Consider the following 14,558-nt stretch of genomic DNA (forward strand, 5'->3'; position numbering starts at 1 on the left):
ATGGCCCGACTCAAACAAAACCTGCTGGCGGCGGTGACCGGCGCATGGCTCTACGTGTTGGTACTGGCGACCATGGCGTTTCTGGTGTTGCCGACGCTGATCGTGATTCCCATGTCGCTGTCGGATGCGCGCTACCTGAGCTTTCCACCGAAGTCGTTCAGCCTGGAGCCGTTCTTCAGCTATTTCGCCTCGCTGGAATGGCGCAGCGCCACCGGTGTGTCGCTGCTGACCGCAACGCTGACCATGTTGCTGGCGACCACGCTGGGCACGGCGGCGGCGTATTCGCTGCATGTTACCCAGTCGCGGGTAACCGGCGTGCTGCGTGGTCTGATGATGGCGCCGATGATCGTGCCGACCATTTTTATCGCCATCGGCCTGTTCTTCGTCTACGCCCGCTTTGACCTGAACAACACGATTCCCGGTCTGGTGCTGGCGCATACGCTGCTGGCCTTGCCCTATGTGGTGATCAACGTCAGCGCCGGCCTGCGCAGTTACGACATGACCCAGGAGCAGGCGGCCTGCATTCTGGGCGCCACGCGACTGCGCGCGTTCTTCGACGTGACGCTGCCGCAGATTCGTTTTTCGGTCATTGCAGCGGCCATGTTTGCCTTCGCCATTTCCCTGGATGAAGCGGTGGTGTCGCTGTTTATCAGCGGCGGCGACAGCTCCACCCTGACCAAGAAAATGTTCAGCTCGCTGCGCTCGGAAATCGATCCGCTGATTGCCGTGGTCGCCACGCTGATGACCCTGCTGTCGATCATCATGCTGTGCATCAGCATCATGGCCCAGCGCAAAGCCAAAAGGGCCGCGGCATGATCCGGCTGGCCCACGCCAACCCGCAGGTGCTCGAGTTCTTCTGGAACGGCCGCCGCGTGCAAGGCCGCCAGGGCGAAAGCCTGGCAACCGCGCTGCTGGCCAATGGCATTCGCACCCTGGCCTGGACGCGCAAATCACACCGGCCGCTGGGCTACTCCGGCAGCTACGTGGCCGGCGTTCTGGCGCGTGTGAATGGCGTGCCGAATGTGCGCCTGGACCTGCTGCCGGTCACAGCCGGGGCCAAGGTGGACATGCAGAACTGCTGGCCGACGCCGGCCCTCGATGTGCTGCGTTTGTCGCGCCTGATTCCGGCCAGCTGGATCCAGGGCGGCTTCGAACACACCAACCTGGTGCCCAGCGGCAGCGCCTTGTTTCAGCGCTGGGAAGCGCTGCTGGCGTTTCTCGCCGGTTCGGCGAAACCGCCTGAGCGTATCGGGCAGATAGCGGTGCCGATGGCCCGGCGCCTGAGTGCCGATGTGCTGGTAATCGGCGCGGGCCCATCCGGCTGCGGCGCTGCCAACAGAGCCGCAGCGGCGGGGCGCAGCGTGGTGCTGGTAACCCGAGGCCATGGCGTGGCGCGCTATGCGCAAAGTTTCGGTACGCCGGGTCCGCAACTGGATGAACGCGTACAACTGGTGACTGGCGTCGAGGTGTTTGGCGCCTACCGCGAGGGCGAACTGCTGCTTGGCGCCCCGCATGACGCAACACTCGGTGCCGTGGCGTTGGAAGCCGACGAGATCATTCTGGCCACTGGCCGCCGCGCCTGCCCGCCGGTGGTGCCGGGCATCTGGCTGCCTGGGGTAATGGATGCGCGAACCGCATTGCTTATGGCCCACGAACAGGCCGTGGCAACGGGTGCGCGCGTGGTGGTGGTTGGTACGGGGGATGAACACGCCGTCGCCGCGCGCCTGACCGAACTGGGCGTCAACGTGGTCGCCGTGCGCCCGGTAGCGCAGCTGCACCGTGTGGAAGGACGCCATCGCGTAAAGGCTGCGCGGTTCGCTGACCGTGTGGCCTGTGATGCCGTTGTGCACGCGGGGCCGTGGTTGGCTGACGCGAGCCTGAGTTTCCAAAGTCGCGCCGATGGCTTGCTGCAACTGCGCGAAGTGCGCGACAGCCGCCTGCGTACCGTCGGCTCGGCCGCATTGGCGGATGAGCCGTTGCCGGTAGCCGCCGCCTCGCGCCATGCCGCGCTGCTGTGCCCGTGTTTCGATGTGTCGTGCCATGAGGTGCAGGCGCTGGTGGAGCAGGGCATTACTGACCTGGAAGTGATCAAGCGCCTGACCTCATGCGGCATGGGCCCCTGTCAGGGCCAGCCGTGCTGGGATTCGCTGCGCGCACTGGTCAGCGCCCGCAGCGGCCTGGCCTTGTCGGCATTGCCACGGCCAACGCTGCGTCCGCCACGTCGGGCGCTGAGCGTGGCGCAGGCGGCGGGGCTGGTCGATTGTGTGGAGCCGCTGCAATGACGGCCGCTCATGCACTGCCAAGCCAGGCCTCGATCATCATCGTCGGCGCCGGCATTCAAGGTTTGTCGCTGGCCTTCAACCTCACTGAATTGGGCGTGCGCGACATTCTCGTGCTGGATGCCGGTTACTGGCAGAGCGGGGCGTCCGGGCGCAACGGCACGCTGATTCGCGGCGCCTTCAGCTCGCCAGAGTGGACGCGCTTTTTCGCCCATTCGTGCCACCTGTGGCAGGGCCTTTCGAAGCGCCTTGGCGAGAACGTGATGTACTCGCGGCGCGGCTACACCATGGTCGGCGAGCGCAGCAGCACGGCCGCCATGCTCGACCGCACGCTGCAGGTGCACCGCGAGTGCGGCATCAATTCCAGCCTGCTGACTGCCACCGGGCTGCGCGAGGTGTTGCCGGCCCTGGCCCATGAGCGTGTGAGTGCGGCCGTGCACCTGCCGGACAGCGGCGTGGCGCCCCATCATGCGGCCATGTATGCCTATCGTCAGGCTTGCGAAGCGCGCGGCGTGAAGATTTTTTACCGCACTGAAGTCACCGCCATCGACCAGAGCGCCGGGCGCATTAGCGGGGTGAGGGTGGGTGAGCAGCGCATCGCCACCGACACCCTGGTGCTGGCCGGCGGCGCTGAAAGCAACCGCTTGGCGCAACTGGCCGGCGTGCCGCTGGATGGTTATCCGATGCGCCTGGAAGCCATGGCGCTGGAACCGATGCGCCCGCTGATTGGCCCGGCCGTGGCACTGCTGGATCGGCTCTGCTACATGCACCAGACTGCGCGCGGCGAAGTGGTGGGCGGGGCCGAAGTGGCGGAACGTCCGCAGCACACGCTCAATGCCGATGTGCCGGTGATGGCGGCCACTGCCAAAGCGTATCTGGAGATGTTTCCGCAACTGGGCCACGCGCGGATCTTGCGCCAATGGGCCGGCTTGGTGCATATCTCCAAAGATTTTGGCCCGCTGCTGGGCGCGCATCAGCAGTTGCCGGGCCTGTTTATCAGCGCGGGCTGGTGTTACGGCCATGCCGGCGCCCCGGCTGCGGGTGAATTGCTGGCCAAAGTTATCGTCAGCGGCGAGGTGGACGAGCGCATGCGGCCGTTTGCCGTCGACCGCTTTGAACGCAATCAGCCGGTGGTGGAGCCGGGCATTGTGTTGAGCCATTTTGAATAATTGAAACGCACCGTGATTGATGTGCCGTTATCGGCAAAACAAGGATAAAACCCATGAGCTCTCTGGAAGACTCGCCACTGTTCATCACTGCCTTGTCGAAGGGCTTGGCACTGCTGACTGCCTTTCGCGCCGGGCGCCCGAGCATGAGCCTGGTCGAAATGGCTGAAGCCACCGGGCTGAACAAGAGCACCGTGCAGCGTTCGGCATTTACCCTCGAAGCACTTGGGTATCTGTACAAGGAACCGGTGACCAAGCGCTTTCGCCTGGCGCCCAAATCCCTCGATCTGGGCACCGAGTTGTTGCAAACCAGCGAGCTGATCGAGCGCGCCAATCCCTACCTGCATGAGCTCAACCGCGACGTGGAAGAAAGCTGCAACCTGCTCGAACCGTGCGGGCTGGACATGCTCTATGTGGCGCGCTTTCCCAGCCACAAGCAGATTTCCATTCATATGCCGCTGGGCCGGCATTTGCCGATGTACTGCACAGCAGCGGGGCGCGCCTACCTGGCCGCGCTGCCGGCCGCCGAAGCCGACGCCATTCTTCAGGCCTCGGACCGCCAGAGCTACACGGCCACCACCGTGACCGACCTGGAGCAACTGCGCGCCATCGTTGCCGAATCGCGCAGCGAGGGTTACGCCTTCGCGCAGGAAGAGTATTTCGCCGGTGACATCAGCGTGGCGGCTGCGGTGGTCAACGCCGATGGTTATCCCTTGGGCGCGGTGGGTATTTCCGTGCCGTTCAGCCGATGGACCCTCGACGATGCGCGCAAGCAACTGGCGCCAAAAGTGATCAACGCCGCGCGCACCATCGCCAGCGCATCGCGCAGTTTGCGTCCCGTGGGCTAACGCGCAGGCTCCCTTTCACAGCTACTCCTGCTGCGGGCTCCGGCCCGCGGTATAGGCGCCGAATTGCCCGAATCTGCGGGCGGAACATTGAGGACAACGCAATGAGCCAAACCATGAAAGCCGCCGTTTTGCATGCCGTTGGCGAGCCGCTGCGCATCGAGCAGGTGCCGATTCCGCAACCCGGCCCCGGCGAGATTCTGATCCGCATCGTCGCCTGCGGCGTGTGCCACAGCGACCTGCACGCCATGGACGGTGACTGGTCCGACCTGCCCACACTGCCGCTGATTCCTGGCCATGAAATTACCGGCCACGTTGCCGCCCTCGGCGCTGGCGTAACCGAGCTGGCCATCGGCACCGCCGTCGGCATGCCGTGGATGTACAGCGCCTGCGGCACCTGCGAATTCTGCCTGGGCGGCATGGAAACCATCTGTGCGCGGCGCGAGTCGACCGGCTACAGCAAGCAGGGCGGCTATGCCGAATACATGATCGCGCCGGCGACCTTTGTCGCCAGCATTCCGGCAGGCACCGACCTGTATGCGCTGGCGCCGATACTGTGCGCCGGCGTGACCACCTACCGTGGCCTGATGCGCTCTGGCGCACGGCCCGGGCAGTGGGTGGCGGTGATGGGCATCGGCGGGCTTGGCCATGTGGCCGTGCAATACGCCATCGCCATGGGCCTGCGGGTTGCGGCCATCGACGTCGGCGCCGACAAGCTGGAACTGGCGCGCAGCTATGGCGCCGAGGTGCTGGTCAACGCCCTCGACAACCCGGTGCAAACCCTCAAGGACAACATTCCCGGCGGCGTGCATGCAGTGCTGGTAACGGCCACCGCCAATGCAGCCTTCGAGCAGTCGGTAAAAATGCTGCGCCCAGGCGGCACAGCGGTGTTTATCGGCTTGCCCGGCGGCGACGCCGACGCCGTGCGTGCCTCGATCTCCAGCATCAGCGGCTGGGAGCTGACCATCACCGGCTCCAACATCGGCACCCGCCAAGACCTGCACGAAGCCGTCGCGTTTGCCGCCCGTGGGCAAGTGAAAGCGCAGATCAGCCTGGAACGCCTCGACGACATCAACGACATCTTCGACCGCATGCGCAAAGGCCAACTGGTTGGCCGTACCGTGCTGAAAATTTCCTGACCAACCCACTACGGAGCCTCGTCCATGACCATTAACCGTCTGCAACCCAACCCCGGTCTGCTCAGTCACGCACTGGTGCATAACGGCATCGTTTACATCACCGGCCAGGTGCCCGCCGACCGCACCCAGGATGTGGCCGGGCAAACCGCCCAGGTGCTGGCGCGAATCGATGCGCTGCTGGCCGAGGCCGGCTCGGACAAGTCGCACATTCTGTTCGCACAAATCTGGCTCAAGCATGCCGTGCAGGACTTCGCCGCGATGAACGCGGTCTGGCGCGAGTGGGTGCCGCAGGACGCGCTGCCGGCACGTGCCACCGTGGAAGCCAATATGGCCGCCGACAACATTTTGGTGGAAATCGCCCTGCAGGCCGCCGTCAAAGCCTGAACCCTTTATGACAGGCCCGGCGCAGCCGAGCGCTGCGGCCCTGGAGAGCGTTATGAGCAGCACTGTTCCACACCTTATCAACGGCGCGCGCGTGCCCGGCACCGGCCGCACCGCCGACGTTTACAACCCCTCTACCGGCGCGGTGATTCGCCAGGTGGCGCTGGCCGATCGCGCCACCTTGCAACAGGCCATCGACGTCGCCAAAGCGGCCTTCCCGGCCTGGCGCAACACGCCACCCGCCAAACGCGCGCAGGTGATGTTTCGCTTCAAACAATTGCTGGAACAGCACGAAGCGACCATCGCCCAGATGATCAGCGAAGAGCACGGCAAAACCCTGGAAGATGCGGCGGGCGAACTGAAACGCGGCATCGAAAACGTCGAATTCGCCTGTGGCGCGCCGCAGTTGCTCAAGGGTGACTACAGCCGCAATGTCGGCCCGCATATCGACGCCTGGACCGACCTGCAACCGGTAGGCGTGGTTGCCGGCATCACGCCGTTCAACTTCCCGGCAATGGTGCCGCTGTGGATGTACCCGATCGCCATTGTTTGCGGCAACTGCTTCATTCTCAAACCGTCGGAACGCGACCCCAGCTCGACCTTGTATATCGCCGAACTGCTCATCGTAGCCGGCCTGCCTAAAGGCGTAATGAGCGTGGTGCACGGCGACAAGGAAGCCGTGGATGGCCTGATCGAGTCGCCGGATGTGAAAGCCCTGAGCTTTGTCGGCTCTACGCCAATTGCCGAATACATCTACAGCGAAGGCACCAAGCGCGGCAAACGCGTGCAGGCCCTTGGCGGGGCGAAAAACCACGCCGTGCTGATGCCCGACGCCGACCTGGATAACGCCGTCGGCGCACTGATGGGCGCGGCCTACGGCTCCTGCGGCGAACGCTGCATGGCGTTGTCGGTGGCGGTGTGCGTGGGCGAGCAGATTGCCGATGCCCTGATCGCCAAACTGGTGCCGCAAGTGCGTGCCTTGAAGATCGGTGCCGGCACGAGCTGCGGCCTGGACATGGGCCCACTGGTTACCGGCGCGGCGCGCGACAAGGTCAAAGGCTACATCGATGCCGGCGTTGCCCAGGGTGCAGAACTGGTGGTGGACGGCCGCGACTTGCAGGTGGCCGGCAATGAAAACGGCTTCTTCGTCGGCGGCACCTTGTTTGACCGCGTGACCCGCGACATGAGCATCTACACCGACGAAATCTTCGGCCCGGTACTGTGCGTAGTGAGGGTCGGCAGCCTGGAGGAGGCCATGCAATTGATCAACGATCACGAATATGGCAACGGCACCTGCATCTTTACCCGCGACGGGGAAGCAGCGCGGCTGTTCTGCGATGAAATCGAGGTGGGCATGGTCGGCGTCAACGTGCCGCTGCCGGTGCCCGTGAGCTACCACAGCTTCGGCGGCTGGAAGCGCTCGCTATTCGGCGACCTGCATGCGTATGGTCCTGACGGTGTGCGGTTCTACACCCGCAAGAAAGCCATCACCCAGCGCTGGCCGCGCCGTGCCAGTCACGAAGCGGCGCAGTTCGCTTTCCCAAGCAACAGCTAAGTCGGCCAATTCTCAAGCGAGGGCACCATGAACAACGCACAACAGTTTTACATCGACGGCCAGTGGGTTGCCGCTGAATCCGGCCAGACGCTCGACGTCATCAATCCGGCCACCGAACAAGCCTTTATCAAGATTGCCGTGGGCAACGCCGCCGACGTCGACAAGGCCGTGAACGCCGCTGCCAAAGCCTTTCCGGCGTTTTCGATCACCAGCGTCGAACAGCGCCTGGCACTGCTGAAAGAGATTCTGCGCGTCTACAACCTGCGCTACGAAGACTTGGTCCGCGCCGTCAGCCAGGAGATGGGCGCACCGCTGCACTTTGCCCGTGACGCGCAAATCTGGAGCGGTCGCGCGCACCTGGAAAGCACCATCAGCGCATTGGAAAAATTTGAATTCAGCGAGCAGCACGGCAGCACCCGCGTAGTGCGTGAAGCGATTGGCGTATGCGCGTTGATAACCCCGTGGAACTGGCCGCTGAACCAGATCGTCTGCAAGGTGGCGCCGGCCATTGCCGCCGGTTGCACCGTGGTGCTCAAGCCTAGTGAAATCGCGCCGTTGACCGGCATTATCTTCGCCGAAATTCTGCACCAAGCGGGCGTTCCTGCTGGCGTTTTCAACCTGGTCAACGGCAACGGCCCGGATGTTGGCGCGCCGCTGACGGCGCACCCGAAAGTGGACATGGTGTCGTTCACCGGCTCAACCCGCGCCGGCATTCTTGTGGCCAAAGCCGCCGCCGATACGGTGAAACGCGTTGCGCAGGAACTGGGCGGCAAATCGGCAAATATCGTGCTTGCCGATGCCGATCTGGAAGTGGCCGTGAGCAAAGGCGTGCAAGGCTGCTTCTCCAACTCCGGCCAGAGCTGCGACGCACCGACCCGCATGTTGGTGCCCGCCACCCACCACGCCCGCGCCCTGGAAATTGCCAAAGCCACCGCTGAAGCCATGGTCACCGGCAGCCCGAATGAGGAAACCACCACCCTCGGCCCGGTGATCAGCGAAGCGCAATTCAACAAGATTCAGGGCCTGATTTCTGCAGGCATAGAGGAGGGCGCCACCCTGGTAACCGGCGGCCTGGGCCGACCCGAAGGCCTGAGCAGTGGTTACTACGTGCGGCCAACCGTATTCGGCAACGTCACACCGCAGATGACCATTTCACGCGAAGAAATCTTCGGCCCGGTGCTGTCGATCCTTCCGTACGAAACCGAAGAGCAGGCCATCGAAATGGCCAACGACACCGTTTACGGGCTGGCCGCTTATATCCAATCCGGCGACATCGAACATGCCCGCAAGGTAGCGGGGCGCATGCGCGCTGGTTCCGTGTACCTCAACTACCCGGACTGGGACACCTTCGCCCCGTTCGGCGGCTACAAACAATCCGGCAACGGGCGTGAATATGCCGGCTGGGGCATTCACGACTTTCTGGAAATCAAAGGCGTGGTTGGCTGGGGTAACTGAGCAATGAATGCGTTCGGCCTGGGTTGTTGACGGGCCGAACGCATTTTTTTGGGGGTGGCGAAAACCGTTAAGGCCGAGGCCCGTAGTTACGCTTTGAACCGTCCAACCAAGCCTTGTAGTTGCTCTGAAAGCCCGGCCAATTCTTGCGAGTCGCTGTGCGCAGACTGCGCCAGCTTCTCTACCAGCAACGCGTCATGCTGGATTTGTGCGATGTGTTGGTTGATGTCTTCGGCGACGTGGTGCTGCTCTTCGGCGGCTGTGGCGATTTGGGTGTTCTGGTCACGTATGTGGTCCACCGCGCCGCGAATGTGTTCGAAGCTGACGCTGGCCTCGCCAATTCTTTCCACGCTATTGCGCGACATCTCCAAGCTGCTTTGCATTTGCTTGGTCACTTCTTGAGTGCGACGCGCCAAGCCGCCGAGCAGCGTGTCGATCTCGCCGGTAGACACCGCAGTGCGCTGCGCCAGAGCGCGTACTTCATCGGCAACCACTGCAAAGCCTCGACCTTGTTCGCCGGCGCGTGCGGCCTCGATGGCAGCGTTCAGCGCCAGTAGATTGGTTTGCTCGGCAATGGAGCGAATGGTGTCGAGAATTTTGTTGATGTTGTGGCTGTCCTGCTCCAGCTCTTTCAGCGAGTCAGCCGACTGCCTGAGGTTTTCGCTTAGACGCTGAACACTTTGTGTGGCGCCTTCAATCTGTGTTTGTCCGGTGTGCACTTGGCGCTGACCGTCATCGGCGGAGTTGGCGGCGGCGCTGCACGAACGAGCGACTTCGTTGGCGGTGGCGACCATTTCATTGAACGCGGTGGAAACCATCTCGACAGCACTTCGCTGGCGCTCGGCAACATCGTTCATTTCTTGCGCCACCCGCGTAGATCCGTCAGAGGTGTGACGCAACGCGGTGGAGGCCTCGATAATCCGTTGCACCAGTTGGCGGATGGCACCGAGGAACTGATTGAACCACCTCGCCAGCGACGCCGTCTCGTCGTTGCCAGTTACCGCCAGGTTGCGCGTGAGATCGCCGTCACCTTGGGCGATATCTTGCAGCCCGCTTGCCACCCCATGAATCGGGTTGACGATCACGTTGGCGAACACCGCGCCCAGCAGCGCGAACACGGTGGCCAACACCGCCACGATGATGCCGATCTGCCAAGCAAGCGCGTTGGCTTTAGCCATGACTTCGTCATTCTCGATAAGCCCGATGAAGTTCCAGCCAAGCGTAGGGGAGGGCCAGACATGAGCCATGTAGTGCTTGCCGTTGAGCTCAACCTGAACGAAGCCCTTGACCCCAGCCAGTTTCGAATAACCGTCGCCCAGGTCGGCCAAGGACTTGAAGTTATGGCTGGCATCTTTCGGATCGACCAGCACGTTGCCGCTTTCCTCGACGAGCATGAGGTAACCGGTTTCGCCAAGGCGAATCTGCTTAATGAGGTCGGTCAGTTGCTTGACCGAAACATCCAGGCCAACGACGCCCGCTAGAGCGCCTTGCTCATCGTTCACCGTGCGGACGGTACCAATAAGCACCGCGTCGTCCGGGGCCCAGTAGTAAGCGGCGGTGCGCACCGTTTTGCCCGGATTGGCCACAGCCGTTTTGTACCAGGGACGTACGCGCGGATCGTACTTGCTCAGTGTCGTGTCGGCGGGCCAGGTGGCATAGCCACCGTCGATACGCCCGTAAGAGAGATACGCCGTAGTGGGGTGCGCCTTGGCGAAGCGGCCAAACTCGACCTCCAGTTCTTTACTGGAAGGTGTCAGCGGCGTGTTGCTCGCATCACTATTGGTGTAATTGCTCAGCTCGGTAGCCGACGCCACCAGCGGTAGCGACGCGACATACTCGACGTTCTCACTGATGCCGCGGAAAAACATGTCCATGGCGTTGTCTATCTGGCGAATTTCGCGCCCGCTGCCTTCGATGAAATCGGCCTGCGCCTGAGAGCGCAGATTGAAAATTACCACGGCGGCCACCAACAGAATGGGGACACTGGCGATGGCGCCGAAGGCCCAGGTCAGCTTTTGCTTAATGTTCATTGCCGGTGTCCCCAAGGTAAGTGACGACCTCAGGCTAGAGGCCGCTTGTGCAGGCGATATTGGGCTATCGGCACATTTCTGTTGTGCTTAAGCCTGACGGTGAGCGAGGCCACCAGATTAGGCTGACAATCAGGGATCGACGGCAGATTTTTCGACGACTACTGCCGGCGCGGGCTTGGCTTCTCCCTGGCGGGCAATGCTGATCGAAGTGTTCCAAGCGGAAGAAGAGGACGTCTGAAAGTGCGTTTCCTTAAATCGAACCCTAAATTGCTGCAGCGGTTAAATGAAGGGCTGGTTAAGCTTCGATGTGTATAGCGGATTTAACATAATATACATTATGCGAATACTCCTATACGGATCTGCGAACGCGACTACAGACTTTTTCAGCGCGCTCGTTCCCTGACCGCGCTGTCTTCGCAGTCAATCCTTTTTCAGACTGGCCTGCAAGTTACGCAGTTTGGCCTCTGTGGTTTTGAGCATGGCGGCACCTTCGCGCCGCCATGCGTCTTCCAAGCGCAACAGATCCGATTCCTGCTCGGCTTTTAGGCTCCACTGATGTCGATCGTGCCAGGCGCCCAAGCCGCTCTGTGTAGCTTTCAGCAGTTTGCGTGACTCGGCCGACAGTGGACTCTGTTTCGGATACGCCTCGGCGGCATAACGGTTGCGTTTGATCAACAAACGCAGGCGATGCGGATCGTCGCCACTGTTGCTCAGGGCTTTCAGCAATTTGACCTGCTGTTTATGCAGGCGCTTTTGCAATTGCGCCGGCCAATTTTCCAGCTCCCCGGCGCGCTCGGCGGCGCGTATGGCGTGTGGCCACAGATCCAAACCAACGAACAAATCACGCAACTCGCTGCTGCGCACCACCTGGCGGTAATGCTCGGCCAGGCGCTGCTCACGAACCTGCGCCTGCGCCTCAAGCCCCCGCTCGCGCAACTCACCGGCGAGCACTTCAAGGTCTCGAATCGGCGTGGTCAATGCGCCCACGCGTTTCGCTGCATCTTCCAATGCCTCAACGCCTCGGCTCCCGCGCAGTGGGCGCAATACGCTGCGCAAGCGCCGTACCGAGGTACGTATGTCATGCAGCGCTTCGCTGTCGGTGCTGCTTTCCAAGCGTGCGACTGCATTAAAAAGTGCCACTTCCAATTGCAGAACATGGGCCACGATGTTGTTCACCAACGACATGCACTTCCCCCTAAAGCCAACAAAGCATCCAGCAGCGTTGCGCTGCTACTCGATGTCACGGTTTTTAACCAAGGTAAACATCCGCACCCGGTCGCTCAATTCCTGAAACGCATGGCGAAACGGGTCGTGCTGGTCGCTGGTGGTGGGGTCCACGAAGTTCCAGACCAGCACCTGCGCCGAGCGCGGCAGCACCTGTTCTTCGTTAGACGACTTGTCGCAAAGATCGATCAAATAATCGAACTCGTGATCCTGAAATTCTTCCAGGGCTTTGCTGCGCAGGCCTTCAGTTGAAATGCCGGCGTGTTCCAGCGTTTCCAGGGCGCGCGGGTCGATTTCGGTTGGCTCGATGCCGGCGCTGTAGGCTTCAAAATGGTCGTGTTCAAGATGGCGTAATAGCGCTTCGGCCATCGGCGAACGGGCGTCGTTGGCGATGCAAACGAACAGAACTCGTAGTTTCTGGCTCATGGGTCTCTCCAGTGGCGAAAGTCGCGGGCAGGCTTGAGCCTAAGGCTTGCGTATGACACTTGTGCTTACGGCCATACGTCGCTTGGCGCGATAAAGCGGACGAGCAGCCGCACCAGGTAGAAAAACTGTCATGTGCGGCTTCTAGCGTGAACGCTTCCCCGTGCTGACGATGGTGATGCCCGATGAGCCGCAACGAACCCCTGCCCTCGCCCTTGCCGTCTGATGGTTATGTCGAGAACGCTGACGTTTCCTTAGCCGAGGTGCTCGGTGCGTTGTCGGTGCTGCGCGACGACATGCGCGAGGCGATCAATAGCCGCGTTGACCTCGCTGCGATTCATCCTGATTACCTGCCTGGCGCCATCAATCTTCTTCACTACCTGGCGCTAAGACGTCAGGACATCCGCCAGCTGCAAAAGCAATTATCCGCCCTCGGTCTCTCGTCGCTGGGGCGCTGCGAAGCCGATGCATTGGGTTCGGTTGAGCGTGTAATAGACGTGTTGAAAACCCTCGGTGCCAGCCAGGAACCGAGCGCGCCCAGTGCAGCGTCGCCGCTCGCCAATTCCTTGCAAACCAACCCGTTGCTGGATCATGGCGCCGCGCTGTTTGGTGAGGCGCCGCAGGCCCGGTTCGGTGCGCATTATGGTGACCATGCCCAGCGAAGCCGCTGACGACTATGAACTGGTCGAAAGCCTGCTGGCCGCTGGCATGAACTGTCAGCGCATCAATTGCGCCCATGACGATGCGCCGGCTTGGCTGAATATGATCAAACACCTGCGCAAAGCCAGCAAAAAGCTCGGCAAGCCCTGTCAGGTGGCCATGGACCTGGCGGGCCCGAAACTGCGCACCGGCCCCGTGGCGCTGGGGCCGGCGGTGTTGAAAGTGAAACCGCTGCGTGACGCATTTGGCCGGGTTCAGGTACCCGCCGAGGTGTTCTTAACCGGCGACCCTGCCCGTTTGGTCGACAACAGTGTGCTGTTGCCCGAGCCATGGCTGCGCCGGCTGAAGGTGGGCGACCGCCTGGCCTTTCGCGACGCCCGCGATGCCAAACGCGCGCTTGTTATCAGTGCTGTGGAAGAAGCCGGCTGCACGGCGCAGCTGGAGAAAACCGCTTATTTCGTGCCCGGCATGATGCTGGCGTTGGACGAATCGGCTAGCCGAAAATCCTCCGCCAAGGTGCAGGCGGTTCCGCCCTGCCCTCAGATCATCACAGTCAATGAAGGCGATGTATTGCTGTTGGGCCTTGAAGGCGAAGGTGTCGCCGCGCGGTTCGATGCAGACGGCAAACCGCTTGCGCCCGCGCGCATCAGTTGCACCTCGTCGGCGGTACTGGAAGCGGCCATGCCAGGCGACCCGATATGGTTCGACGACGGCAAAATCGGCGGCGTAATCACTGCCCGGCGTGACGGCGAACTGGAAATTCATATTCACCACGCGCCCGACGGCGCCAAGTTGAAAGCCGACAAAGGCATCAATTTGCCGGACACCGATTTGCAGCTGGGTGCACTCTCGGACGACGATCTCGAAGCTTTAGCGTTCGCCTGCAAACACGCCGACATTGTGCAGCTGTCATTCGTCAACCAAGTGGCCGACGTGCATGCCTTGCTTGAGCACATTGAACGCCTGAACGCGCCGGATCTGGGCGTGGTGCTGAAAATCGAAACCCGCCGTGGCTTCGAGCAGCTTCCGGAACTGCTGCTCGCCGGCATGCGCCGCCCTCGATTGGGCGTGATGATTGCGCGCGGTGATCTTGCCGTGGAAACCGGCTTCGAGCGCTCGGCCGAGTTGCAGGAAGAAATGCTGTGCCTGTGCGAAGCCGCCCATGTTCCGGTGATCTGGGCGACGCAGGTGCTTGAGAGTCTGGCCAAAACCGGCGCCCCTACCCGCGCCGAAATAACCGACGCCGCCATGGGCGTGCGGGCCGAGTGCGTGATGCTGAACAAGGGTCCGTACATTCTCAAGGCCATCGCCACGCTCGACGACCTGTTGCAGCGCATGCAAAACCATCGTGACAAGAAACGCGACCTGCTCAGAAAACTAAACGTGGCAATGCTGCACAGCTGA

General features: G+C 62.1%; 13 protein-coding genes and 1 pseudogene. 10 read left to right on the forward strand and 4 right to left on the reverse strand.

Annotation, left to right across the window (positions count from 1 at the left end; genetic code table 11):
• From ACZZZP_RS10960 to ACZZZP_RS10995, 8 genes are all read left to right on the forward strand, one after another.
• On the forward strand, positions 1-816 hold the full coding sequence (locus tag ACZZZP_RS10960; RefSeq protein WP_122496264.1) for an ABC transporter permease: 816 nt from the start codon (positions 1-3) through the stop codon (positions 814-816).
• The gene (locus tag ACZZZP_RS10965; RefSeq protein WP_463382725.1) at positions 813-2,282 is read left to right on the forward strand and encodes a 2Fe-2S iron-sulfur cluster-binding protein; all 1,470 of its coding nucleotides are present in this window, start codon (positions 813-815) and stop codon (positions 2,280-2,282) included. Before ACZZZP_RS10960 ends, ACZZZP_RS10965 begins: the two co-directional genes overlap by 4 nt.
• Positions 2,279-3,448 (forward strand): NAD(P)/FAD-dependent oxidoreductase, encoded by a 1,170-nt coding sequence (locus ACZZZP_RS10970; RefSeq protein WP_463536516.1) that lies wholly within the window; start codon positions 2,279-2,281, stop codon positions 3,446-3,448. Before ACZZZP_RS10965 ends, ACZZZP_RS10970 begins: the two co-directional genes overlap by 4 nt.
• A 53-nt stretch (positions 3,449-3,501) precedes the next feature.
• Positions 3,502-4,293 carry an IclR family transcriptional regulator gene (locus tag ACZZZP_RS10975; protein WP_463536517.1) on the forward strand — a complete coding sequence of 264 codons (792 nt, stop codon included), beginning with the start codon at positions 3,502-3,504 and terminating at the stop codon, positions 4,291-4,293.
• Positions 4,294-4,394: 101 nt separating this feature from the next.
• On the forward strand, positions 4,395-5,429 hold the full coding sequence (locus tag ACZZZP_RS10980; protein WP_463382727.1) for a zinc-dependent alcohol dehydrogenase: 1,035 nt from the start codon (positions 4,395-4,397) through the stop codon (positions 5,427-5,429).
• Positions 5,430-5,453: 24 nt separating this feature from the next.
• Positions 5,454-5,813, forward strand: coding sequence for a RidA family protein (locus ACZZZP_RS10985; RefSeq protein ID WP_463382728.1), 360 nt, complete (start codon positions 5,454-5,456; stop codon positions 5,811-5,813).
• Positions 5,814-5,865: 52 nt separating this feature from the next.
• On the forward strand, positions 5,866-7,365 hold the full coding sequence (locus ACZZZP_RS10990; RefSeq protein WP_463382729.1) for a CoA-acylating methylmalonate-semialdehyde dehydrogenase: 1,500 nt from the start codon (positions 5,866-5,868) through the stop codon (positions 7,363-7,365).
• A 27-nt stretch (positions 7,366-7,392) separates the two neighbouring features.
• Complete coding sequence (locus ACZZZP_RS10995; RefSeq protein ID WP_463382730.1) at positions 7,393-8,820, forward strand: aldehyde dehydrogenase family protein; 1,428 nt, start codon at positions 7,393-7,395, stop codon at positions 8,818-8,820.
• Positions 8,821-8,906: 86 nt separating this feature from the next.
• On the opposite strand, the gene ACZZZP_RS11000 is transcribed toward ACZZZP_RS10995, so the two are convergent.
• The 4 genes and pseudogenes from ACZZZP_RS11000 to ACZZZP_RS11015 all read right to left on the reverse strand — a co-directional run bounded on the left by ACZZZP_RS11000 (position 8,907) and on the right by ACZZZP_RS11015 (position 12,497).
• Positions 8,907-9,674 (reverse strand): methyl-accepting chemotaxis protein, encoded by a 768-nt coding sequence (locus ACZZZP_RS11000; protein WP_463536945.1) that lies wholly within the window; start codon positions 9,672-9,674, stop codon positions 8,907-8,909.
• 87 nt (positions 9,675-9,761) lie between these two features.
• Positions 9,762-10,847: pseudogene (locus tag ACZZZP_RS11005) on the reverse strand (cache domain-containing protein); the annotation flags it as partial.
• A 420-nt stretch (positions 10,848-11,267) separates the two neighbouring features.
• The gene (locus ACZZZP_RS11010; protein ID WP_463382731.1) at positions 11,268-12,032 is read right to left on the reverse strand and encodes a CHAD domain-containing protein; all 765 of its coding nucleotides are present in this window, start codon (positions 12,030-12,032) and stop codon (positions 11,268-11,270) included.
• Between the two features lie 45 nt (positions 12,033-12,077).
• Entirely contained in the window at positions 12,078-12,497 is a 420-nt protein-coding gene (locus tag ACZZZP_RS11015) for an arsenate reductase ArsC (protein WP_463382732.1), read from the reverse strand.
• Positions 12,498-12,679: 182 nt separating this feature from the next.
• Here ACZZZP_RS11015 and ACZZZP_RS11020 point away from each other — a divergent pair, with 182 nt between their 5' ends.
• A complete protein-coding gene (locus ACZZZP_RS11020; protein WP_463536518.1) occupies positions 12,680-13,165 on the forward strand; it encodes a hypothetical protein in 486 nt (161 codons plus the stop codon).
• Positions 13,137-14,558: a pyruvate kinase gene (locus ACZZZP_RS11025; protein ID WP_463536946.1), complete on the forward strand. Its 1,422-nt coding sequence runs from the start codon at positions 13,137-13,139 to the stop codon at positions 14,556-14,558. Before ACZZZP_RS11020 ends, ACZZZP_RS11025 begins: the two co-directional genes overlap by 29 nt.

The sequence above is a fragment of the Pseudomonas sp. AC211 genome, assembly GCF_979258055.1.

What these genes read in the sequence shown, in the direction of transcription:
- ACZZZP_RS11025 (WP_463536946.1), top strand. Translation starts at nt 13,137, where the DNA reads ATGGTGACCATGCCCAGCGAAGCCGCTGACGACTATGAACTGGTCGAA.
- ACZZZP_RS11000 (WP_463536945.1), bottom strand. Translation starts at nt 9,674, where the DNA reads ATGAACGATGTTGCCGAGCGCCAGCGAAGTGCTGTCGAGATGGTTTCC.
- ACZZZP_RS11020 (WP_463536518.1), top strand. Translation starts at nt 12,680, where the DNA reads ATGAGCCGCAACGAACCCCTGCCCTCGCCCTTGCCGTCTGATGGTTAT.
- ACZZZP_RS10980 (WP_463382727.1), top strand. Translation starts at nt 4,395, where the DNA reads ATGAGCCAAACCATGAAAGCCGCCGTTTTGCATGCCGTTGGCGAGCCG.
- ACZZZP_RS10965 (WP_463382725.1), top strand. Translation starts at nt 813, where the DNA reads ATGATCCGGCTGGCCCACGCCAACCCGCAGGTGCTCGAGTTCTTCTGG.
- ACZZZP_RS10990 (WP_463382729.1), top strand. Translation starts at nt 5,866, where the DNA reads ATGAGCAGCACTGTTCCACACCTTATCAACGGCGCGCGCGTGCCCGGC.
- ACZZZP_RS10975 (WP_463536517.1), top strand. Translation starts at nt 3,502, where the DNA reads ATGAGCTCTCTGGAAGACTCGCCACTGTTCATCACTGCCTTGTCGAAG.
- ACZZZP_RS10960 (WP_122496264.1), top strand. Translation starts at nt 1, where the DNA reads ATGGCCCGACTCAAACAAAACCTGCTGGCGGCGGTGACCGGCGCATGG.
- ACZZZP_RS11015 (WP_463382732.1), bottom strand. Translation starts at nt 12,497, where the DNA reads ATGAGCCAGAAACTACGAGTTCTGTTCGTTTGCATCGCCAACGACGCC.
- ACZZZP_RS10995 (WP_463382730.1), top strand. Translation starts at nt 7,393, where the DNA reads ATGAACAACGCACAACAGTTTTACATCGACGGCCAGTGGGTTGCCGCT.
- ACZZZP_RS10985 (WP_463382728.1), top strand. Translation starts at nt 5,454, where the DNA reads ATGACCATTAACCGTCTGCAACCCAACCCCGGTCTGCTCAGTCACGCA.
- ACZZZP_RS11010 (WP_463382731.1), bottom strand. Translation starts at nt 12,032, where the DNA reads ATGTCGTTGGTGAACAACATCGTGGCCCATGTTCTGCAATTGGAAGTG.
- ACZZZP_RS10970 (WP_463536516.1), top strand. Translation starts at nt 2,279, where the DNA reads ATGACGGCCGCTCATGCACTGCCAAGCCAGGCCTCGATCATCATCGTC.